The sequence below is a fragment of the Thalassomonas actiniarum genome, assembly GCF_000948975.2.
Lineage (GTDB): Bacteria > Pseudomonadota > Gammaproteobacteria > Enterobacterales > Alteromonadaceae > Thalassomonas > Thalassomonas actiniarum.
The window spans coordinates 6,506,077-6,525,855 of sequence record NZ_CP059735.1; the positions used below are offsets into that span (position 1 = coordinate 6,506,077).

General features: G+C 47.8%; 23 protein-coding genes. 1 reads left to right on the forward strand and 22 read right to left on the reverse strand.

Features of this window, described 5'->3' with window-relative positions; all coding sequences use genetic code 11:
* Position 1: 1 nt before the first annotated feature.
* Positions 2–775, reverse strand: coding sequence for a DeoR/GlpR family DNA-binding transcription regulator (locus tag SG35_RS28315; protein WP_044834426.1), 774 nt, complete (start codon positions 773–775; stop codon positions 2–4).
* Between the two features lie 213 nt (positions 776–988).
* Between SG35_RS28315 and SG35_RS28320 the strand changes: the two genes are divergently transcribed.
* The gene (locus SG35_RS28320) at positions 989–1,555 is read left to right on the forward strand and encodes an acyloxyacyl hydrolase (protein ID WP_044834427.1); all 567 of its coding nucleotides are present in this window, start codon (positions 989–991) and stop codon (positions 1,553–1,555) included.
* 73 nt (positions 1,556–1,628) lie between these two features.
* Here the strand turns inward: SG35_RS28320 and SG35_RS28325 are convergent, their stop codons facing one another.
* From SG35_RS28325 to SG35_RS28425, 21 genes are all read right to left on the reverse strand, one after another.
* The gene (locus SG35_RS28325) at positions 1,629–2,099 is read right to left on the reverse strand and encodes a hypothetical protein (protein WP_152646714.1); all 471 of its coding nucleotides are present in this window, start codon (positions 2,097–2,099) and stop codon (positions 1,629–1,631) included.
* Between the two features lie 136 nt (positions 2,100–2,235).
* Positions 2,236–2,781, reverse strand: coding sequence for a hypothetical protein (locus SG35_RS28330; protein WP_044834429.1), 546 nt, complete (start codon positions 2,779–2,781; stop codon positions 2,236–2,238).
* Positions 2,782–2,836: 55 nt separating this feature from the next.
* Positions 2,837–3,394 carry a hypothetical protein gene (locus tag SG35_RS28335; RefSeq protein ID WP_044834430.1) on the reverse strand — a complete coding sequence of 186 codons (558 nt, stop codon included), beginning with the start codon at positions 3,392–3,394 and terminating at the stop codon, positions 2,837–2,839.
* 62 nt (positions 3,395–3,456) lie between these two features.
* Positions 3,457–4,002: a hypothetical protein gene (locus SG35_RS28340; protein ID WP_044834431.1), complete on the reverse strand. Its 546-nt coding sequence runs from the start codon at positions 4,000–4,002 to the stop codon at positions 3,457–3,459.
* Positions 4,003–4,089: 87 nt separating this feature from the next.
* On the reverse strand, positions 4,090–4,830 hold the full coding sequence (locus SG35_RS28345) for a hypothetical protein (protein WP_053043239.1): 741 nt from the start codon (positions 4,828–4,830) through the stop codon (positions 4,090–4,092).
* Positions 4,831–4,932: 102 nt separating this feature from the next.
* On the reverse strand, positions 4,933–5,514 hold the full coding sequence (locus SG35_RS28350) for a hypothetical protein (protein WP_044834432.1): 582 nt from the start codon (positions 5,512–5,514) through the stop codon (positions 4,933–4,935).
* A gap of 49 nt (positions 5,515–5,563) precedes the next feature.
* Positions 5,564–6,076: a hypothetical protein gene (locus tag SG35_RS28355; RefSeq protein WP_053043240.1), complete on the reverse strand. Its 513-nt coding sequence runs from the start codon at positions 6,074–6,076 to the stop codon at positions 5,564–5,566.
* A 54-nt stretch (positions 6,077–6,130) separates the two neighbouring features.
* Positions 6,131–6,715: a hypothetical protein gene (locus SG35_RS28360; protein ID WP_044834433.1), complete on the reverse strand. Its 585-nt coding sequence runs from the start codon at positions 6,713–6,715 to the stop codon at positions 6,131–6,133.
* Positions 6,716–6,742: 27 nt separating this feature from the next.
* Positions 6,743–7,324 carry a hypothetical protein gene (locus tag SG35_RS28365; RefSeq protein WP_044834434.1) on the reverse strand — a complete coding sequence of 194 codons (582 nt, stop codon included), beginning with the start codon at positions 7,322–7,324 and terminating at the stop codon, positions 6,743–6,745.
* A gap of 78 nt (positions 7,325–7,402) precedes the next feature.
* The gene (locus SG35_RS28370; protein ID WP_152646715.1) at positions 7,403–7,927 is read right to left on the reverse strand and encodes a hypothetical protein; all 525 of its coding nucleotides are present in this window, start codon (positions 7,925–7,927) and stop codon (positions 7,403–7,405) included.
* A gap of 16 nt (positions 7,928–7,943) precedes the next feature.
* Entirely contained in the window at positions 7,944–8,477 is a 534-nt protein-coding gene (locus SG35_RS28375) for a hypothetical protein (protein WP_044834435.1), read from the reverse strand.
* Between the two features lie 66 nt (positions 8,478–8,543).
* Positions 8,544–9,182: a hypothetical protein gene (locus SG35_RS28380; protein WP_152646716.1), complete on the reverse strand. Its 639-nt coding sequence runs from the start codon at positions 9,180–9,182 to the stop codon at positions 8,544–8,546.
* Positions 9,183–9,218: 36 nt separating this feature from the next.
* Positions 9,219–9,731, reverse strand: a complete 513-nt coding sequence (locus SG35_RS28385; protein ID WP_044834436.1) for a hypothetical protein — start codon at positions 9,729–9,731, stop codon at positions 9,219–9,221.
* 94 nt (positions 9,732–9,825) lie between these two features.
* A complete protein-coding gene (locus tag SG35_RS28390) occupies positions 9,826–10,383 on the reverse strand; it encodes a hypothetical protein (RefSeq protein WP_053043243.1) in 558 nt (185 codons plus the stop codon).
* Positions 10,384–10,451: 68 nt separating this feature from the next.
* On the reverse strand, positions 10,452–10,922 hold the full coding sequence (locus tag SG35_RS28395; RefSeq protein WP_152646717.1) for a hypothetical protein: 471 nt from the start codon (positions 10,920–10,922) through the stop codon (positions 10,452–10,454).
* Positions 10,923–11,026: 104 nt separating this feature from the next.
* Entirely contained in the window at positions 11,027–11,485 is a 459-nt protein-coding gene (locus SG35_RS28400; RefSeq protein ID WP_044834438.1) for a hypothetical protein, read from the reverse strand.
* Between the two features lie 96 nt (positions 11,486–11,581).
* Positions 11,582–13,987, reverse strand: a complete 2,406-nt coding sequence (locus SG35_RS28405) for a hypothetical protein (protein WP_044834439.1) — start codon at positions 13,985–13,987, stop codon at positions 11,582–11,584.
* Positions 13,988–14,112: 125 nt separating this feature from the next.
* Complete coding sequence (locus tag SG35_RS28410) at positions 14,113–14,670, reverse strand: hypothetical protein (protein ID WP_053043244.1); 558 nt, start codon at positions 14,668–14,670, stop codon at positions 14,113–14,115.
* Positions 14,671–14,748: 78 nt separating this feature from the next.
* Positions 14,749–16,773: a coiled-coil domain-containing protein gene (locus SG35_RS28415; RefSeq protein WP_053043245.1), complete on the reverse strand. Its 2,025-nt coding sequence runs from the start codon at positions 16,771–16,773 to the stop codon at positions 14,749–14,751.
* Between the two features lie 140 nt (positions 16,774–16,913).
* Positions 16,914–17,840, reverse strand: a complete 927-nt coding sequence (locus SG35_RS28420) for a hypothetical protein (RefSeq protein WP_044834440.1) — start codon at positions 17,838–17,840, stop codon at positions 16,914–16,916.
* Between the two features lie 52 nt (positions 17,841–17,892).
* Positions 17,893–19,707: a hypothetical protein gene (locus SG35_RS28425; RefSeq protein WP_044834441.1), complete on the reverse strand. Its 1,815-nt coding sequence runs from the start codon at positions 19,705–19,707 to the stop codon at positions 17,893–17,895.
* Positions 19,708–19,779: the final 72 nt, after the last annotated feature.

The following is a 19,779-nucleotide window of genomic DNA, read 5'->3' on the forward strand; positions in this document are numbered from 1 at the left end:
GTTATCCTTTTGTTTGTTGGGCGCAAATTAAGTTTACGCCTTGTTGTAAGAGTTGCTCTTTCACCGATGGTAAAATTTCATCATCGGTGATCAGCGTGTGTATTTGTTGCCAGGACAATTCCAGATTGGGGATTTTTCGGTTAATTTTTTCCGACTCCACCATCACGATAATTTCCCGGGAAGCCTCAGCCATCACCCGGCTCAGGCCAATCAATTCATTAAAAGTTGTTGTTCCCCGCTGAATATCTATGCCGTCGGCGCCGATAAATAGCTGGTCAAAGTCATAAGAGCGTAAAACATTTTCCGCCACCTGGCCCTGAAAGGCTTCCGATTGCGGATCCCAGGTACCCCCGGTCATCAAAATTGTCGGCTCATTTTCCAGCGCGCGCAAGTCACAGGCAATATCGAGGGAGTTGGTCATCACCACCAGGCCTTTTTTTGCTGCCAGTTCAGGCACTAACGCCGAAGTGGTGCGGCCGCTGTCGATAATGATACGGTGGTGATCTTTGATCAGTTTGGCCGCTTCTTTGGCAATGGCTAACTTTCGGTTTGAAACATTTTCGGGTTTCTGTTCGGTGATTTCGCTGGGTAAAGAAATAGCTCCACCATAACGGCGTAATAACAGGCCACTGGCTTCCAGTGCCGATAAGTCTTTGCGTATGGTGACTTCCGAAGTGGAAAATTGCCGGGCAAGGCTTTCGACACTGACCTGACCGCTGTGATTAAGCTCGGTAATAATTGTGTGGCGGCGTTGCTGGGTATTTCTTTTTGACATTTTTATTTCGTTTGAAACAACTTAACTTTCGATTTGAAAGAAATTCTACCTGAGTTTTTAACAAATGCAACCTTAGCTTAAATAAAAGTGTTGATAATAACAGCAAAGTTGACAGCACTTGCTTTGGCTGTGAAGAAATCACTGAGCTGATCTATTATCTATAAAATCCCAGCAAACCTGCCCGAGCGGGCAAGTTCCATAAGGATAAATATCATGAGCCTCAATAAGTCCTTAAACCAGTGCTTTTTTCTCTTTGCCATTTATTGCTTTAGCAGTGTTCCTGCTTATGCCGACAATCACGGCGGCACTTTTGGCCTGCACTTTTATAACGGTAAAGAAACCGGCAACTCCGACCCGATGCAGCGTTATACCTTAACCTGGAGTTTTGATAAAAAATGGCTGGAAAGCGATAACGGTTATCTTACCGGCCGCTGGGAACTTTCCCATACCCGCTGGGAACTTTATCTGCAAGAGGATAATACCGGTTGGGCGCTCAACCCGGTTTTTCGTTATGTGATCCCCGCGAACCGTTTTACTGATGTTAAAAATGTCTATTATTTTTTTGATGCCGGCATTGGTGTGATCAAATTAGACCATCGCGGCTTTGAGCAAAGGGATCTCGGCTCTAAATGGTTATTCGAAGATAAATTAGCGGCCGGTATAGGGTTCGGCAAACACTATGAACTGGCCCTGAGCTGGGTACATTACTCCAATGCCAACCTGGCAGGTGTGAATGACGGCGCCAGTATGTTTGCGGTTAACTACGCCCTGACATTTTAACCTCACAACATTCAACAGCTTGAGCGGATACCGGCCGCCATGCTTTTAGGCATAACGACCGGGTGAAAAGCAATTAATTAAAATCACATTCCGCATCAAGTCCCATATAACCAATCATGTTATATGGGGTGCTGCTTCTTTCTCTTTTGGAAGTCATAGGTTCATAAGGACGTATGGTATAAAAGGTTACCGAAATATCATTGCCCTGGGCATCCACGGTAGAGCCGGAAGCGTCATGTAAGCGACTGGTGTCCAGCACAAATTCAGGCCCGGTCAGGTAAGCGCCCGAACGGTTGCTATTATAAATGGCGAAAGTCCATTCATAATCCTGTGACTGGCCCCACTGATCATTCCAGGCATTGGCCTTGACCACATGTTTTTCCCACATCATGTCACGGTCGACACAGCCTACCGTGGTTTCAACAACAGCGGAGTTGCCCAAAGTAGAAGCGTACCAGACACGGCTCTGTTCAAGCGCATGACTGGAGGCACTGGCTAAAACAAGTAATGAACATGCCAGGGTAGTGGATTTAAACTTCATCATAATTTCCTTATAACTTCTTATTTTTTATTGTTGGTATAGCCTGTCCGGCTACAAGGTGCGTCCCTGAATATGCCGGGGCGCCATGAATTTATCAGCACGCCTGCTGACAAATAAAACCTATCATCAAATTTGGAGATCAAAACTGCTCGTAAACCAGTACTTCCAAATCAACGTCTTCAATCACATCCAGGTTACCCTGAATATCGATATTTAAATTATCGCATTTGCCGCCCGTCACCAGGGTATTGTCTATGGTCAGGGTCACTTCCTTGCGAAAGTCTGAAATCGGTTGGCTGGTATAAAGATTTTCATCGTCCCGGTCGACACCTATTGCCACTTTGCTGCCATCATCGGCAATACAGGTAGCAGTGATCCTGACGTCATAAACAAAGTCATTGATATCCGGGTCATCGCCGGTGTAGCAAATCACCGAACCGGCAGAGTAATCACAAATAATATCCGGCTTGATCCTGCCTAAACCGGACACGATAGCGGTAATATCAAAGGTCAATTCCTGCCCGGCATCACCGACAAGCTCAATATCGGCAGTACGCCGGGTATCCGAGCTATAGCTATAATCGGTCACAATATGCTTAACACCGCCGATATAAACCACATCGGCAAAAGACGGGCTGGCCGTTAACAAAGCCAGCGCCGGTAACACACACTTCAAATACTTCATTTTTCATCCTTAAACAAACATTTAAAAGAAACAGACAAGCTGTCGGTGACGCACGTTAAAACTCTTCAACAATAAACATATTCAGATCGATATTATCGATAGATTTCACATCGACCCCGTTCACTTCGACCTTTAATTGCTGACAGCTGCCGCCTGTGGTGATCCTTTTATTCACCAGCAGCTTCACTTCCCGGTCTTTATTGGCGACAAAGCCGTTGACCAGCTCATTTTTATTATCCATATCTGAGCCTATGGCAATGCCGTTACAGGTGATTTTCATTTCCGCCTGGTAACGAAAGTCCTGATCGTAAGTGATCAGCCAGTCTGGCTCGGCACAGTATTCCCAAGGCTGGGCATTACGGGGCAGCAGGCAGCGCCATTCCCGGGTCACATCCTGCACGCCTTTACCGGCCACGATAGCATCGACATTAAAAATCAGCTCCTGACCGTAATCACCGATAACATCGATATTGGCGGTATAGTTATTGCCGGACTGGCTAAAATCAGCTTTGCTCAGGGTATGCATAGTGCCGCCGACATAAACGGTATCTGCCTGGGCCGCCGTTGATAAAACCGGTAATAATAACGCCAATAAATAAAGTGCTTTTTTCATTTTTCTTCCTTGTACTCGTGCTCTTGCAAAAAATGTCTTCTAAAAATAACGGGCTTAGCGGGTTAGAACGTTTCGGCAATCAGCACATCCAGCGAGATATTGCTGATGCTGTCCAGCTCCAGACCGTTAACTTCCACTTTAAGCTGCTGACAATTACCGCCGGTTACCAGGGTATTCTGGGTCAGTAATTTCACTTCCCGGTATTTATTGCTCACCCGGCCGTCAACCTGTTCGTTTTTATTGTCCATATCTGACCCTATGGCTATGCCGCTGCAGCTCACGTTCAGCTCGACAACATAGCGAAAGTCATCAGAAATAATCTCGCGAATATCCGGCTCAACGCAGCCCCAGCGCCCCATCTGCAGACATATTTTCTGGTAGGTGATTTGCTGGTAACCGTTACCGCCGACCACAGCGTCAACATCAAAAATCAGTTGCTGGCCGTTATCGCCAACCACATCAATATAAGCGCTGTAATGATTGCCGGATTGCACAAAATCGCTTTTTGTCAGGGTATGCAAAGTACCGTTTACATAAACGGTATCCGCATGGGCTACGCCGCTTAAAGCAGACATCAGCAACAGGGATGTCAGGGCTATTTTTTTCATTGATTATCCTTAATTTTATTTTTCTTAGTTTTATTTTGCTTAGACCGGCAGCACCGTTTGCGGCACTGCACTTGAAACCGTTTTTCCCTAGAAGCTCTCGGCAATAATGACATTTAATTCAATCAAAGCCGGTCCCGCGCTGTTCAGGCTAAGCTTGCTGTCCGCCAGGGCCGGTTGCGGCAAGCCACTATCGCCGTCAAAGGTAAAAGCCAGCTTCATGCTCTGACAGCTTTGGTTGGTGCTCATGGTTTTAGAGATAAAATATTTACTGCCTGAATCCGAGGCAGAAAAATCACCGCAGCTCGCCTGCAGTGCCATCTCGGTACCGTCGCTGCGGCCGCTGATTTCAAAATGAAGTTCCTGACCGTAATCGCCGTCCACCGGGATAGTGGTTTGATAACCCGTCAGCACCCACACAGGCTCGGGAATAGAGCAGGGGTGGTAGATATAATCCACCCGGTATACCGGAGTGAAATCGGCTTTGGTTAATTTGTACATCACGCCGCCGATATAAATAGGCTCAGCATAAGCTTCCACCTCGGCTGATATCGGCGCAGGTGCCATAACCGGATAAGGCAGGCAGGGATCTATCGGTTCAATAGGTATGATCTGCTCTCTGGGATCAATGATTTCTATCGGATCACCGGGATAATCCGGGCCAACAGGTGTAAGTCCGACGGAGGCAAGTTGTGCCTGCATGTTATCTGTTTTCAGGAGATAACAGGGACAGCCTGTCTGTGGCTGCAATAAAAGCTCAGTGTCGGCCTCATTGGCAACAGCAAACAAGGGTAGAAACAGCCATGAAATGGCAATATTGAGAATTTTCATTTTTTATTTCTTATTATTATTTCCGGGAGTAAGCCCGCGAACAGTTATGAACATATTGTTTAAAATATCTCGACAACCACCGCAGCTTGCTAACGGATGGGATTAAAAAGTTTCACCGACCAGCACATCCATGGAGATATAACTGATGGATTCCAGCTCCAAACCTTTGACTTGTAGCTTAAGTTGCCGGCAATTACCGCCGGTACTGCGCTGCTTACCCACCAGCAGTTTGACCTCACGATATTTGTCCGTCACCCTGGCGTTAACCAGTTCGTTTTTATGATCCATATCAGAGCCGATGGCGATCCCGTTGCAGGTCACCTGCAACTCGACCATATAACGGAAATCATTGTCGTAAACCGGCACCTGGACATAACGCGGCTGCAAACAGGTGGAGTAGTCATTGCCTTTGATATTATTTTTCCATAAATTACAACCACGTATTTCCTCACGGTAGCTAATGTTCTGATATCCCTCTCCACCGACAATGCCGTCAATATCAAAAATCAGCTGCTGGCCGTTATCACCGATAACATCAATATAGGCGGTATAGTTATCGCCGGATTGCACAAAATCCGATTTGGCCAGGGTATGTAAAGTACCGCCGACATAAAGGGTATCCGCGTGAGCACAGGCACTCATCATTCCCGCAAACAGGGTTGAAAGCAGTATTGTTTTCTTCATCTGTTATCCTTATAACTTTCCTTAACCGGCTTATTCACCATAAAATTCATTAAAATGTTTCGGCTATCAAAACATTCAGATCAATGGTTGATGAGTGTTGATTGTCATCAACACTAAATTCCAACACCATATTTTCACAGGTTTGGTTGGTGCTCATATTTCTGGAAATAACATATTTAGTGCCGGTATCCGTGCCGCTGAAGTTTCCACAACTGGCGGTCAGTTTCATGCTTTTCGCAGAGCGCCCGCTCAGCTCAAACACCAGGTTCTGTCCGTAATCACCAATAACGGGAATAGCAGTTTTGTAACCGACGAAGCGCCGGATAGATCCCAGGCAAGGATTTTCGTAATACGTGGTCTTATAAACAGGTACAAAGTCCTCCTTGTTTAATTTATAAATCACGCCGTTAATATAAATGGGCGCCAGGGCCAGCTGAGTGATGCTTGTTTCGATATTTTCCAGCTCTTCCTGGTTTTGAATTAAAGGGTCCCCCCCCTGTGCCTGGGCAAATAACGACGAAAGGCTCAACATGCCAATAGCAACTAATGTTAATTTGTTCATGATCCATCCTTAGTAAAGGTTTAAATATTCTGCTCTGTCCGGGCCAGTTAAGTGTTAGAAAATTTCCGCAATCAGCACATCCAACGAGATATTATCAATGGTATCCAGTGCCAATCCCTTAACCTCTACTTTCAACTGCTGACAATTACCGCCTGTGGTTAACTGCTTGCCTACCAGGAGTTTTACTTCCCGGTAACGGTCGGTGACCTGACCGTTAACCAGCTCGTTTTTGTCATCCGTATCCAAACCTATCGCCATACCGTTACAGCTCACCTGTAATTCGACAACATAACGAAAGTCATTGCCATAAGTCGTTAAATCAATGGTGCGGTATTCCAGACATGCCGAATGCTCATTTTCCGGTAAACGGGTATTACCTTCCCAGCGGATACAAAACGTACGGCTATTGTCATTAACTTGCTGGTAACCTTGTCCGCCAACAATACCGTCAATGTCAAAAATCAATTCCTGTCCGTAATCGCCGATCACATCAATATAAGCGCTATAATTATTGCCGGATGCGACAAAGTCAGATTTCGATAAGGTATGTAAGGTCCCGCCGATATATACAGTGCCCGCCGCAGCAGGGGCACCGGATAGGGAGGCCATTAATGCCAATAAAAGTAACAAAAATTTCATGGTTATCCTTAATAAGCCCGCTATTGATTAAAAGGCTTCGGCAATTAAGACATCGAGGGAGATATTGTTAATCGCACCAAGATCTAAGCCTTTAATCTCAACCTTTAATTGCTGGCAATTACCGCCGGTATTTTTCTGGTTTGTTACCAATAACTTAGTTTCACGATAAGTATCGGTTACCTGACCATTGACCAGGGCATTTTTATCATCCATATCCGAGCCGATGGCAATACCGTTACAGGTCACCTGCAACTCGGTCATATATCTGAAATCATTGGAATATACAGGTACTTCGATCAGGTTATACTGGATACAAGTGGAATAATCCGGGGTTTTTCTGCCGTTCCAGCGAATACACCTGTCGCCGACTTCCGTGACATAGGTCACTTCCTGGTAACCGTCGCCGCCGACAATGGCATCGATATCAAAAATCAGCTGCTGGCCGTAATCGCCGATCACATCAATATAAGCGGTGTAATTATCGCCGGATTGGGCAAAGTCACTTTTGGACAGGGTATGCAGAGTGCCGTTGACATAGACGGTGTCTGCCAGAGAGCGGCCGCTAACAACAGCCAGAGCAATCAGTAATAAGATATTAAGTAGTTTCATTATGCTTCCATGTAAAATCTGGTTTAGGGTCGGCGCCGTCCGGCACTGCCACCCGGTAAATTTGTCCCGAAGGGATAGTTAAAATGCCTCGGCGATCAATATGCTTAAATCGATAAACGACGGGGCCGAACCGCTGACCGCAAAAGAAAGCCGCATACTGGTGCAGCTCTGCTCTGTTGTCATACGGCTTGAGATCACATATTTATCGCCGCTATCACCGGCGCTAAAAGTGCCGCAACTGACACTCAGATCCATAGCATACCCGTCGGAGCGGCCATTGATGTCAAAGATAAGCTCCTGCCCTATATCACCATAAACCGGAATCGTCAGGGTATAGGCAACCAGGCGTTCAACCCGGATCCGCTCACGCCCGGCCTGGATATAATGGGAAATATAGATCGGGGTAAAATCCGACTTGGTTAACTGATAAAGCACACCATCGATATAAATAGGCTCAGCAGCCTGCTCGATATCGGCAAACAGTTCATGCTCCAGCACCAGGGGGGCTGCAGCACAGCAGCTCCCGGCCCGGGCCGACACAGATAACAGCAATGCCAGGCCAGACACCAACAAAGGCAACAACCAGTTATTATTTTTCATCATTTCGTCCATTTACCCTTTAAAAAGCCTCGGCAATAAGCACAGTTAATTCAATCATCTGAGCTTCAGCGCCGCTGGCAGCAAAGGTCAGCTCCATAGCGGTACAGCTCTGGTTGGTGGCCATTTGTTTGAACATCACATATTTATCGCCGCTATCGGTGGCGCTGAAACTACCGCAACTGGCGGTCAGGGTCATCACTTTACCGTCACTGCGGCCATTGATATCAAAGATAAGCTGCTGACCGTTATCCCCGTATACCGGAATAGTCGCGGTATAGGCCACCAGCTTCCTGATACGGATCAGTTCACAGGGAGTTTGGTATTCCACATATTCATAAACCGGGGTAAAATTCTCTTTGCTAAAACGGTAAAGGGTGCCGCCGATATAGATGGGATCAGCGGCAACGGCTTGAGTCAATGACTTCTGCTCTACCGGCACTTGCGCCGGCATCGGGCCTGCTGACATGCAGCGATATTCGGCGCTGGCCGGTGCCGTGAAAAGCACAGGTAAAGCCAAAATAAACAAGAGCTTGAACAAAAAATTATTCTTCATAAATTATCCACTTCATAAAAACATATTCACCCGGAAGCCGTAAATAACGGCTTCCGGAATCAGCCATTAGAAAACTTCAGCAATCAGCACGCTAAGATCTATCAGGGCAGGCGGCGTAGAGCTGGTGAAGCTGAATTTCAGCTGCATGTTGCTGCAAGTGCCGTTGGTGTTCATTTGCTTGGAGATAATATATTTGTCGCCGGAGTCTGTGGCGCTGAAATTGCCGCAGCTGGCGGTCAGGGTCATCACTTTACCGTCGGAGCGGCCGTTGATGTCAAAGATGAGATCCTGGCCGTAATCGCCGTCAACCGGGATATTGATGGTGTAACCCGCCAGGGTTTTGATCAAAACAGGGTCTTCACCACAAGGTGGGAAAAGCCAGCGTTCATTATACTCAGGGGTAAAATCGGCTTTGTCCAGCTGGTATAACACCCCGCCGATATAAATAGGCGCGACATAGCCATTGATGTCGCCAAGCCCCAGCTTTAACTCAGGTTCTTTCATGATAGGGTATAAATCGTCACAGATAGGACGCATAATTTGTGCAGAGCCGTCATCTTCCTCTTTTTGAAGATACAGGCATTCGCAATAAATCTGTGCGCTATAACCGTCTTCAACAACGGGCAACGGCTCATTTGCCTGAGCAGTTAAAGGCAACAAGATAAGCGTTAACATTCCCATGAGTATTCTATTTATTATTTTCATTTTTAATCCTTATTAAAATATGTAACTTCCTATGCCTTAGAAGATTTCACCGATCAACACATCAAGCTCTATGGTCTCAATGGTATCGACATCCACTCCCTTAACATCCACTTGTAACTGCTGACAATTGCCCCCTGTTACCAGGGTATTATCAACCAGCAATTTGACTTCCCGGGATCTGTTATCCACCCAGGTATCATTGAGCTCATTACGGTTATCCATTTCCGAGCCAATGGCGATACCGCTGCAACTCACCTGCATTTCCACCACATAGCGAAAATCCACCGGCCCTTTATAGTGGCAACTGGTATTGCAATCTTTCTCCGGAGACTCTTTACCCAAACCGGCAACCCTGGCATCGACATCAAATATCAGCTGCTGCCCGGTATCTCCGTCAACCTCCAGATAGGCGGTATAATTATTTCCCGATTGCAGGAAATCCGCTTTATTGAGGGTAAATTTGCTGCCGCTGACATAAACCACGCCGGCAAATAACCCGGTACTGATAAACATCATGGATGCCGCTAAAGTTCTTTTTACTAGTTCCATCTCTTTCCCTGTAATCGCGTGTTTGGAATTAAGCCCTATCCGGCGCCAATAAGGGGAGAATAAGCAAGCATTCAGCCCCGTTTACAGCCTGGATTTAAAAAGGTTCGGCTATAAGCACATTCAGATCTATCGATGCCGGCTTAGAGCCGGTAACATCTAAAGTCAGTTTCATGCTGGTACAGGTTTGATTGGTGCGCATACGCTTGGAAATACTAAACTTGTCATCCAAATCAGACGCGGAAAAAGCACCGCAGCTGGCGGTGAGTTTCATCACTTTACCGGCGGTATCACCATTGATATTAAAAATAAGTTCCTGGCCGACATCACCGCTGACAGGAATGGTTGCGGTATAGGCCACCACGACTTTAATCAGGTAAGTTTTACCTGTGCAGGGATCCTGAAAATAGCTATCGCGCATCACAGGAGTAAAGTCAGCTTTGTCCAGCTGATATAAAGTCCCGCCGATATAAATAGGCGTCAGGGAAGCATTCGTTTCCCCAAGTTCCGGCACCGGCTGAAGCTGATCATTGATAATATGACATTCATCAATTGGCGTTTCTTCAATAAAGGCATTAACTTCATTCGCCATCAAGTGAAAAGGCACAAATAAAACGGCAGCTAAACCGATAAACTTTTTCTTGATATTGTTCATTATATTTCTCATTTATCTTTATATTGCGTAACCCCGGCATCATAAAAACAGCCACGGGTCCCGCAGTGTTAAAACGCTTCGGTAATGGCGACATTGAGTTCGAGATCGCTGTTTTCCATCCAGGAAACCGCCAGCAGGGTTAACCTTTCACAAGGCTGTACAAAGGTCGCTCTTTTATTGATAAAGACTTTCATTACCCCGGATGCTTCCATCAGATAGCCCTCGGAATCGTCAATGCCGATATAGGTACCGTTACAGCCGGCAAGCAAACTGACCTTGTAGTAATAAAAACCAAAATCCGGGTTAAAAACGCCGTCACCCGACACCCGGACATCAATATCGAAAATCAGCTCACGTCCCTGATCGCCGACCACATTTAAACTGGTCAGGTAACGGGTCAAACCATTGCTGTCCGGGGTCGGATTACCAAAATCTTCGGTCACCAGGGTATGGCGCTCGCCGCCGACATACACGGTATCGCCGGCCCATAAAAAACCACTGAAAAAAAATAAAACCAATAACCAGTAACTTAATCGCATTGAATCATGTCTCTTATTATTTTTATTGCTCTGGTTGAATTGCTTGAACATTCAACCAGAAGTTCTTTACTGCACCGGACAAAACCATTGTTTTGGCCGTGAAATTAAAACCCTTCCATCAGGGACAATTTCATTTCCATGTCTTTATTCAGCATGGAAGAGGTGACGAACAGGGTTAAGCGCTCACAGGTATTGGCAAAGGTCATCCGGGTATTGATCAACAGCTGGAGTTCGCCGTGGGAGGCCGGGCTATACAGGTATGAGCTGTCCTGGCCGATGGCGCTGCCGCTGCAACTGGCATAAAGTTGTGCGTCATACATATATAAAGGAGTGCTGGTCGGCAGCTCTTTGCCGGCGTCCCCTTCAACCCGCAGGGCAATGTCTATGATCAGTTCCTGGCCGTAATCGCCGAACACATCCAGCTCCGCCTGAAAACTGTCGCCGACGGCAAAAAAGTCTTCCTGGGTCAGGGTATGGCGGACGCCGCCGACAAAAATACTGTCCACCGCCAGGGCCTGGCCGCTAAAGCACAGCAATAACAATAAAAAAAGCCTGTTGTACATAATGTACTTCCTTGTTAGATGATGTTTTGTTAAATGATGTCTTGTTAAATAATGTAAGGGCCAATACCCGGCAATGGATATTGGCCCCGGTTTTCCCTAAGGGTTGCCCGCTAACCTTTGTGAAGCCACTTCGGTGATGGCGCCGTCAATCGCCGCCAAACGATAAGTTTTCACGATAAAGTCTGAGAATTTCACCTGCATAAACAAGTCTTTTTCTCCGCGGATAAAGGGGCGTAATAACGGCTCGACGCTCACCACGATCGGCTGGCTGCACCCGGTCATAGACAGGGGATCCCGCTCTTCACAGGCAATCGGCTGGTTATTGCCGTCCCTTTGCACCATGATATGATGCAGGCGTTTGGCATTGGTCAGGTATTCGCTAAACAGATAGCTGTCGGTTACCGGGAATTCTGCCGCGTTTGCCAGGCTAAACACCGGCTTATCGTCGCAGTTGGCGCTGTCGTTACCTATCACCACACTGCCGTCGGTAAAGTTGCTGTCGGAAGCAAACTTCACGGTAATATCCTGACAGTTATCCGACCAACCGCTACGTGTGCTGCTTTCAACAACCGCAGGGATCAGCTCGTTGATCAAGGCAGTGACATCTTTTTCCGCCAGCGACCAGTGCAGGGCAAATTCTTTGCGGTTATACGGGTCACCGGCAATCAGCTCGGGATATTTATACCAGATCCCCGCTTTGGCATATTCACCAAAGCCCAGGCCGTCGGTGCCGTAGAGGGACTTCCAGAACTCGTCGGTTTCATTGTCGTACATGGTCTGGTTTTGTTTGGTCTCCGGCGACATCCAGTTATGCAAGGCATCGGCCGTAGTTACATCCAGCTCAGTGCTATAGGCTTTCACCGCCTGCGGCACATCACAACTGCCGACAACCGGCACGGTATCGGGATCCACAGGCAATACCGGGTTGGCCTGCCAGTCGGCCAACGGCACTTCGATATAACGGTAGCTGTAACGCTGCGACTTGCTGACGTCGACATTTAATTTGCCTGCACTGCCGGTCAGAATCCCGTCCGGGGCATTGGCCAGCAAAGTGGCAAAAGCCGCTTTTTGCTGATCGATAGACGATAAACCGGAAATATTGGCGGGATCACTGCCCTGGATCACAGACACCAGTTCACTACAATCACTCACCAGTCCGCTATCGGTTAAGGCGTCCTGCTGTAAATGCAGTATTTTCACCATATCCACCGGGTCCGGATCAGGGTCCGGGTCCGGGTCTGGATCAGGGTCCGGGTCCGGGTCAGGATCCGGGTCCGGATTAATTACGGCACCGAAACGCACGGAATCGACCTCTTCAATCGAGCCGTCCACCGCACTTAACTGGAAGGTTTTAATCACATAGTTGGCAAAATTTACCTGCATAAACAAGTCATTGGCGCCGGTAATAAAACCAATAAGTGATGGTTCAAAATCTGCGACAATCGGTTTACTACAGCCCATCATGGTCGAGGTATCGAGGCGGTTACAGTTAACCATTTCCCCGAACTCATCCCGGGGTACCAAGATCCGGTGCAAACGCTGAGATTGCATCAAATAGGCGGCAAATTCACTGGTATCCACTGCGGGTAAAGGCGTGGCATTATCCAGGCTAAATACCGGACTGGCATCACACTCTCCCTGGACATTGCCAATTATCATGCTGCTGTCAGTAAAGTTAATATCGGTGGCGATGCGTAAACTGATATCCTGACAACTGTCGGACCAGCCCGTAGCTGCTTGAGTGGCAACGGCAGGCGGGATCAGGGTTTGCGCCAGCTGGCTGAAATCTTTTTCCTGCACCGCCCAGTGCAGGGCGAATTCGTTGTTCCTCGCCGACGGTATAGGCAAGGAATAGGGGTAGTTGAACCAGATCCCTGCTTTGGCATAATCACCGAAACCTAACCCCTGGTAACCATAATTATTTTTAAGAAAATCAACCGGCGCATTATCGTAATTTATCTGGTTTTGCTGCGCCGCGGCAGATACCCAGTTTTTCAGGGCGTCGGCGGTATTGACCAGCAGTTCGGTGCTGGAAACCGTGACCCCTTTGACCAGAGTACAGCTGCCTTCGGGAGTTATAGTGGCGGGATCTACCGTCAGCACAGGGTTTGCCAACCACTCATCTGTCGGCACATCGACATAACCAAAGGTGATTTTTTTTGCCGCCACCGGATCGGCGTGTAAAGTGCCGCTGCCATTGCCGAGCAGATTATCCTGTGACATGGCCAGTTGTGTGGAGAAAATTAACTGGTTAAAAATTTTGTTATTCAGGCCGACAATATCTGTCGGCACCGTGGTAGCAACCGCCTGCAATACCGGTGAGCAGTCTGTTGCCTGATTATTTTCATTGCTGTTGTCCTGCTGCAATACCAGCACCCGGGTCATGGCAATATTACTGTTTACCTGCTCAACGGCGGTAATTGGCGCTGCCTGGACCGTAGCGACACTGCAAGCACCTGTGACGGCAAGGCCGATCAGGGCTTTTTTATAAAACTTGTTCATAGCTAATCCGTTATTTGATTTACATTCATTCGTTTAAGCCGAATTATTCCCTTTTACCTGCGGTTTACCGCCAAAGTAATGCTCTGCCCGGTACCGGTTAACCCGACAACTGACAGAAAACACGGCTAGTTGACACTGGCGTATTGCGAGGCCGCTTCGCGGATGGCTTCATTTACTTTTACCGCTTCCTGCCCCAGTACTTTTGCTGAAGCCAATAGGTTTTCTCTGCGCTCTGCCAGCTTGTCTGTCAGTGCCGTAGGAACATGACCGCCTTTAATTTGTTCGTTTCTTTGTTCCACCAGCGCCTGGTAATCCTCTACCTGCGCTCTTTGCTGGGCAACATTATGCTGGTAAGTTTCTATTTCTTCTTTTAACTGGGGAAACAGGGTTTTAACTTTTTCCAGGGCTTCTTTCTGGGCTTTTTGCTGATGTCCCTGCAAGGTATCTTCGATCAGTGCAGTGATCACCTCATTACCTTGCTCTTCATTGAGTTTGTAGTCGGCGGAAGCCACCGATTGTTCTGAGGTTAGTTCACTGGCTGGCTCTGGCTGCTGTTCAACTTCTTCAGTAACAAGCTGCTGCGCCTGCTCATCCAAAGATTCGGCTTTTTCTGAGAAAAAAAACTGCCTGGCCAGCAATACCACCGATACTAAAACCACTGCAACAATAACGACTTTTTTCACTGTATACTCCTTATAAAGACCTGACTCAGTGATAACAAAAAACTGAAAGGGCAAAGCCCTTTCAGTTACCTTAAATGTCTAGCTACATTGATTGGAGTCAACGCAAACTTTAACATTCACCAGGCTGCTGCCTTGCTTAACAGTCCAGCTGTTTTTGTCATACACTTTCTTGATAGTGCCGTACTCGTGGTTAACCGATGAGGTTGTACCCTGAGCTTTGGAACCACCTAAGCTATCAAGCGTTTTCAAGACAATACCGCCGATTTGACAGTAGATATTCGGACAGATTTTCATCAGGCCTGTGCCAAGGGTGGTACCCACTGTGCTTTGTTCCAGCTCAGGAGTCTCAGGTTCAACCTGTTCCACTGTGTACTCTTCGGCATACAGGGTGACAAACATTTGCCACATGTCGTTATACATGGCGCGTTCGAAGTCTTCTGCCATTTCACGGGCTTCTGCCGGATCCGGGCTTTCAGGTACCAGGTCTAAGGTACACTCCATCCCCATGTCGTTTTTCGCCGAGGTACGGGTATCATCCCAGGAAGTGTTCTTCTTACGGAACCAGCTCCAGGAAGATTTCTTACCGGCATTACGCCAGTAGCTGCTCATACGATCCACTTCAATGGTACATTCGCCTTTGAGCTTGCCCGGGTAGGCATAGTAGTTATACGACAGACCAACCGCCTGGGCGAAAACCACCTGATCAGGCGCCGGTTCAACGAAACGGTTAACCACTTTCCAGGACGTTTCTACACCACCGCTGGTATTGGCGGTAAAGGTTTCTTCAACCACCTGCTCGTATTCGCCACAACGTGCGCCTTTGGTGACATAGAAGTCAAAACCGCCAGAAGCAAACGAGTTTTTATCCATAGTATCGAAATGGATACGCTCGGCTCTGTCTTCACGTTCGAACGGCATTGACCAGTCGCTCAGGATGTCGTTGCTCATCAGGGTATCAGCCGGGAAGCTCCAGACATTCTTGTTGAAGATAGTTGAACCGTTATCGGTAGAGGTCGTGATGTTGTCGACGGTTACACCGGCATTCATGCTGACGTTAAAGACATCTAACTGCTTAACCGTATACTGGCTCATACCGGCGGCCGCCAGGGTATTGGCTAACGCGGTGGTTTCATTGTCAAACAGGTTGTAACCGGCGCTGGCGCGACCAACCACTTTACCGCTTTCTTCGGCTAACACGTCTTTTTCAATTTCCCAGGCGCCGGAAGAAACACTCATTTGCGCATTGATGATCAGCGTATGGAAAGAGACATCATCCATGATCAGATCTAACTCAAGCTGGAAGGCTTCATATTGACCTTTGGCCGCATAATAGCTTTGCGCAATCGCATCTTTACGGGCTTTAGGCGTTGCCAGTTCAGCCGTCAGCTGAGTTTTGGCCGGGTTATACCAGTTGTCAATTTTCGCCTTTTCCGTGTTATACCAGGTAATGTTATCGGTAATACACTGGATCATCGCCGCCTGATTGGTGGAATTGAACAAGATACAGTTATTGGTATTAGTGGTATTTTGCGCATTTAAGGCATTCATCTTATCTTGAAACTCGGTATCAAGATCTTCAATGTCTGACTCTAACTGGGCAATGGTTACCGTCAAATCTGTCCACTCGTTTTTAAGCGCCAGATAGTTTGCCGTTAACGCCTGGTTTTCTTCACCGGCGCGACGTACTTCTTCCCGGGCGTCTTTAATGGCGTTTAAGCCGTCAAGGTTGGCACGTGGGATAGAGTAAGTTAACTGGTAAAAGTTACTGACATAATCACGGTCAAGATAGGCCTGCTCTTTCTGAGTCGCCGTTACCGGTGATAAATACGCCTGACGCTGAACATTGACGAAATCGATACACATAGGACCGGTATCACCCAGCTCAGCATAGGTGCCCTGGATTTCTTTTACTTTCGCCGGGCCAACATGCAAGGTGGTAGGTTCTTCATGATCCTGAACAATATCGCCGACGCTATCCGGCGTCAAAATACCTAATAAATCTAAAGGGTTGCCTTTAGTTGCATCCGGTAATGCCATTGCCATGGAACTGGCAAGGCCTACACCGACGGCAATAGACAAGCTTAATACTTTCTTTCCGTTCACGGGTTAACTCCTTTTATTACATTTAAAAAATCGGATCAGTCCCTGGTACAACACCCGGGACTTAATCCGGGTACAGCACTTGATTCTTTCTTTAACGTTTTATTCGAAGGAGGCGGGGGAGGAAAACCCCGCCTCTTTGCTTACAACAGGTTGTAAACGCCCTGAAGCGCTTCCAAGTCGCCCCTGAGATCCGCCGACTGGCCGGATAACCAGCTCAACTGGTTGTTAAGGAAGCTTTTCATTTCACTTAACTGACTGTTGTTATTGTCAATTAATGCCGACAAGGTGCCCCGGGTATTCGCCAATGCCTGGCTGCAGTAAGTACTGGAGCTGTTGGCCTGACAATTCACCGACAGGCTGTTTTTGGCATTTTGCAGATCGTCGATTGCCAGTTGGATCAGGTCTTTCATCAGATCGTCAAAGGCCATATCTTTCTGGAACACCAGCATGGTAATGCCGTTTTCAATGGCATTTAATGCCGTGATGTAATCGGCAGACGGGGAAGCCACCGACAATAAAAACGCCAGGGTCATATCCATTTGCTTGATGCCGTTCACCAGGGCTTTGAAGTAAGCGGGATCCGGGTAGGACACCAGGGCATCTACCGACATCTGACAGCCGGGTTTGATTGCCTGGAAACCGACCGCACCGTTGAGGGATTTCAGCTTTAACGCCGACAACAGGTACGAATGGGTAATGCTGGCAACATCGATATTCGACGTTGGGCTGCCGGCAATATCGGCAGTGAATTTTTCAACACCGTCACCGACCATGGCCAGTGAAATGCTTAACGGTTTCAGCGACTCACAGGTGAAGTCGTAGTTCAGCATGGTTTTAAAGTTGGCATCCGACATAAACGAACCTGAAGACAGGTTGTTATAGCTGTCGGCGGTGATCAGCCGGTTGTTTTCAAATTCACAGGTCGGTACATAACGTATCCCCTGGGTGGTATTGCGGGACTGGCAATCGCGGGCAGCATCGAACACTACCTCGGAGGCTTGCACACTGCCGCTATAGGCCAGAGCGGATAACACAACACTGGCGACCGTAGTCATTACTTTTTTCATATTGGCTTCCTTTCTTCTTATCGCTTTTTAGTAAAAGTGTTTAATATCAGGCTTACAGCTGGTTTAACTCAGCCGTCAGCACATGTCGGGTTTTCGTGCCGCTGTCATCGGTTACGGCAACGACCATTTTTATTTCTGAATTGGCGGCTGAGCAGCTGGTGTAAGGCGACTGACGCAAGGTCAGATTCAGGCTGCGCATACCGGAAATACGGCCGTCGCCCGAGGGCAGCAGCGAACCTTTCATGGTGGCCAGGCTTTCGATGCTCGGCAGCAACTGCTGCAGCTGAATTGACATCGAAGGCATCCAGAACATACCGTCGATAGCGACAAATTCCACCGTGAGCTGGTCGTTATCGGTAGAGAAGGCTTGCGGCAGGCCATCCAGGCGCCATAAGACATTGATTTGCCTGTCGTCGCTGAAGCGGTCGACACTGAAGATACGCTGACTTTGTGCGGTCAGTTCCGTGATGCGGGCAATCAGGGCATTAAGACGGTCCAGCAGCTCCTGGCTGTGCCCCTGTTCACCCATCAGTTTGATGACATCGCGGGCTTCGTTGGACTTGTCAAAAATCTCGGTGCGAATCGCCTCTATCTGGGGATCCAGGTTGACATAATCACTGCACAACAGGGGATTTTTATTATCCACCGGCGCCAGGAAAGCATTGCCCTGGATCTGGCTGGCGGTGCTGGCTTTTAACTCATCAAAAAGCTCCAGCCCGCTATTGCCCAGCTGTAAAAAGGCGACATTGATGGCCGATTCCAGTTTCACCAGGGCTTCCTGCCCGGGATTATTGATATAGGCGGTTAATTTGTCGTTGATAAAACCGGAGAAATCAGGCGCGGAAAAACTGCCCGGGGTGCCGGGGTTTAACTCGGGATCAAAGCTCAATTTCATTGCTTCCACTTCTTTGGCCAACAGGCTTAAGGTTTCTTCGAAATAGGTCAGGCTCTGATCTGTACCCTGATAGAAACTGGCGGGATCACTGTTGACGATAGGGTCGTAACAGGCGGACTGGCCACCTCCCTGGCACAGGCGCAGGTTAATATCATAGTTGGTGGCCAGCAGGGCAGATTTAGCCATCATAGCGGTAAATTTGTCGCCGCTCAGTTCATTTAATCCACTGACAAACTGGGATATTTTCGTGTTCAAATAACTGATGCGGCTGCTGGCCACCGAAGCACTCGGATAGCGGGAAACATAATTCCAGTACAATAACTGACTATTTTTCAAAGAGTTGATTTCACTGGATAAAGTCGATTTTTCCGTGCTGTTGTACAGGGGAAACAGGGCGATCTTGTTGTGAATATTAGTCAGCTCCTGATTCATATCATCCTGCAGTGCCAAACCTAACGACAGGCGGCGGAACAGGCCCGCTTCATTAAGCGGTGTGGTCACGGTTTTGCTGTCGCCGAGCATATCCAGGCGGAAATTTTCTTTCTTAAGCTGGATACTGGCTTCACTGAAAACATCATTCACCGGGAAGATCAGATAATCCTGATACAGGGTTTGATACATGTCCTGCTGTATGATGTGCAGATCGCTTCTTAACGCAGGAAAACTCAACAGATCGGAAATATGCACCCAGCTGTAACTATCCCTTTGCTGATAGCCGCTGGCGGTGCTGTAAAGATCATTTTTCAAGCTGCAAGGCAGGCTGATTTCGGCAAAACAACTCTGTTGAAATTGCGGATCGGCACTGGCACAGGTATCGGTGCAGCTGGCCTGATCATAATCAAGATAGCAAATACCCGGGCTGTAATGGGTGAGCTGAACGGTAGCATTACAGGCCTGCTCGTTAGCGCTCGCCTGGCTAGACAAAGACAAGCAGATACCCGCCAGCATCAGCGGTGATAATATTTTTTTCATGTTAAATCCTTTTACGTCACTTGTGGTTCAAGTTTGCAGTTTTTCAGGCCGCAAGCGGCCAAAGACCCGGCC

What these genes read in the sequence shown, in the direction of transcription:
- SG35_RS28400 (WP_044834438.1), bottom strand. Translation starts at nt 11,485, where the DNA reads ATGTACAACAGGCTTTTTTTATTGTTATTGCTGTGCTTTAGCGGCCAG.
- SG35_RS28340 (WP_044834431.1), bottom strand. Translation starts at nt 4,002, where the DNA reads ATGAAAAAAATAGCCCTGACATCCCTGTTGCTGATGTCTGCTTTAAGC.
- SG35_RS28385 (WP_044834436.1), bottom strand. Translation starts at nt 9,731, where the DNA reads ATGGAACTAGTAAAAAGAACTTTAGCGGCATCCATGATGTTTATCAGT.
- SG35_RS28315 (WP_044834426.1), bottom strand. Translation starts at nt 775, where the DNA reads ATGTCAAAAAGAAATACCCAGCAACGCCGCCACACAATTATTACCGAG.
- SG35_RS28380 (WP_152646716.1), bottom strand. Translation starts at nt 9,182, where the DNA reads ATGAAAATAATAAATAGAATACTCATGGGAATGTTAACGCTTATCTTG.
- SG35_RS28325 (WP_152646714.1), bottom strand. Translation starts at nt 2,099, where the DNA reads ATGATGAAGTTTAAATCCACTACCCTGGCATGTTCATTACTTGTTTTA.
- SG35_RS28370 (WP_152646715.1), bottom strand. Translation starts at nt 7,927, where the DNA reads ATGATGAAAAATAATAACTGGTTGTTGCCTTTGTTGGTGTCTGGCCTG.
- SG35_RS28395 (WP_152646717.1), bottom strand. Translation starts at nt 10,922, where the DNA reads ATGCGATTAAGTTACTGGTTATTGGTTTTATTTTTTTTCAGTGGTTTT.
- SG35_RS28375 (WP_044834435.1), bottom strand. Translation starts at nt 8,477, where the DNA reads ATGAAGAATAATTTTTTGTTCAAGCTCTTGTTTATTTTGGCTTTACCT.
- SG35_RS28360 (WP_044834433.1), bottom strand. Translation starts at nt 6,715, where the DNA reads ATGAAATTTTTGTTACTTTTATTGGCATTAATGGCCTCCCTATCCGGT.
- SG35_RS28390 (WP_053043243.1), bottom strand. Translation starts at nt 10,383, where the DNA reads ATGAACAATATCAAGAAAAAGTTTATCGGTTTAGCTGCCGTTTTATTT.
- SG35_RS28320 (WP_044834427.1), top strand. Translation starts at nt 989, where the DNA reads ATGAGCCTCAATAAGTCCTTAAACCAGTGCTTTTTTCTCTTTGCCATT.
- SG35_RS28425 (WP_044834441.1), bottom strand. Translation starts at nt 19,707, where the DNA reads ATGAAAAAAATATTATCACCGCTGATGCTGGCGGGTATCTGCTTGTCT.
- SG35_RS28365 (WP_044834434.1), bottom strand. Translation starts at nt 7,324, where the DNA reads ATGAAACTACTTAATATCTTATTACTGATTGCTCTGGCTGTTGTTAGC.
- SG35_RS28350 (WP_044834432.1), bottom strand. Translation starts at nt 5,514, where the DNA reads ATGAAGAAAACAATACTGCTTTCAACCCTGTTTGCGGGAATGATGAGT.
- SG35_RS28345 (WP_053043239.1), bottom strand. Translation starts at nt 4,830, where the DNA reads ATGAAAATTCTCAATATTGCCATTTCATGGCTGTTTCTACCCTTGTTT.
- SG35_RS28330 (WP_044834429.1), bottom strand. Translation starts at nt 2,781, where the DNA reads ATGAAGTATTTGAAGTGTGTGTTACCGGCGCTGGCTTTGTTAACGGCC.
- SG35_RS28420 (WP_044834440.1), bottom strand. Translation starts at nt 17,840, where the DNA reads ATGAAAAAAGTAATGACTACGGTCGCCAGTGTTGTGTTATCCGCTCTG.
- SG35_RS28355 (WP_053043240.1), bottom strand. Translation starts at nt 6,076, where the DNA reads ATGAACAAATTAACATTAGTTGCTATTGGCATGTTGAGCCTTTCGTCG.
- SG35_RS28335 (WP_044834430.1), bottom strand. Translation starts at nt 3,394, where the DNA reads ATGAAAAAAGCACTTTATTTATTGGCGTTATTATTACCGGTTTTATCA.
- SG35_RS28405 (WP_044834439.1), bottom strand. Translation starts at nt 13,987, where the DNA reads ATGAACAAGTTTTATAAAAAAGCCCTGATCGGCCTTGCCGTCACAGGT.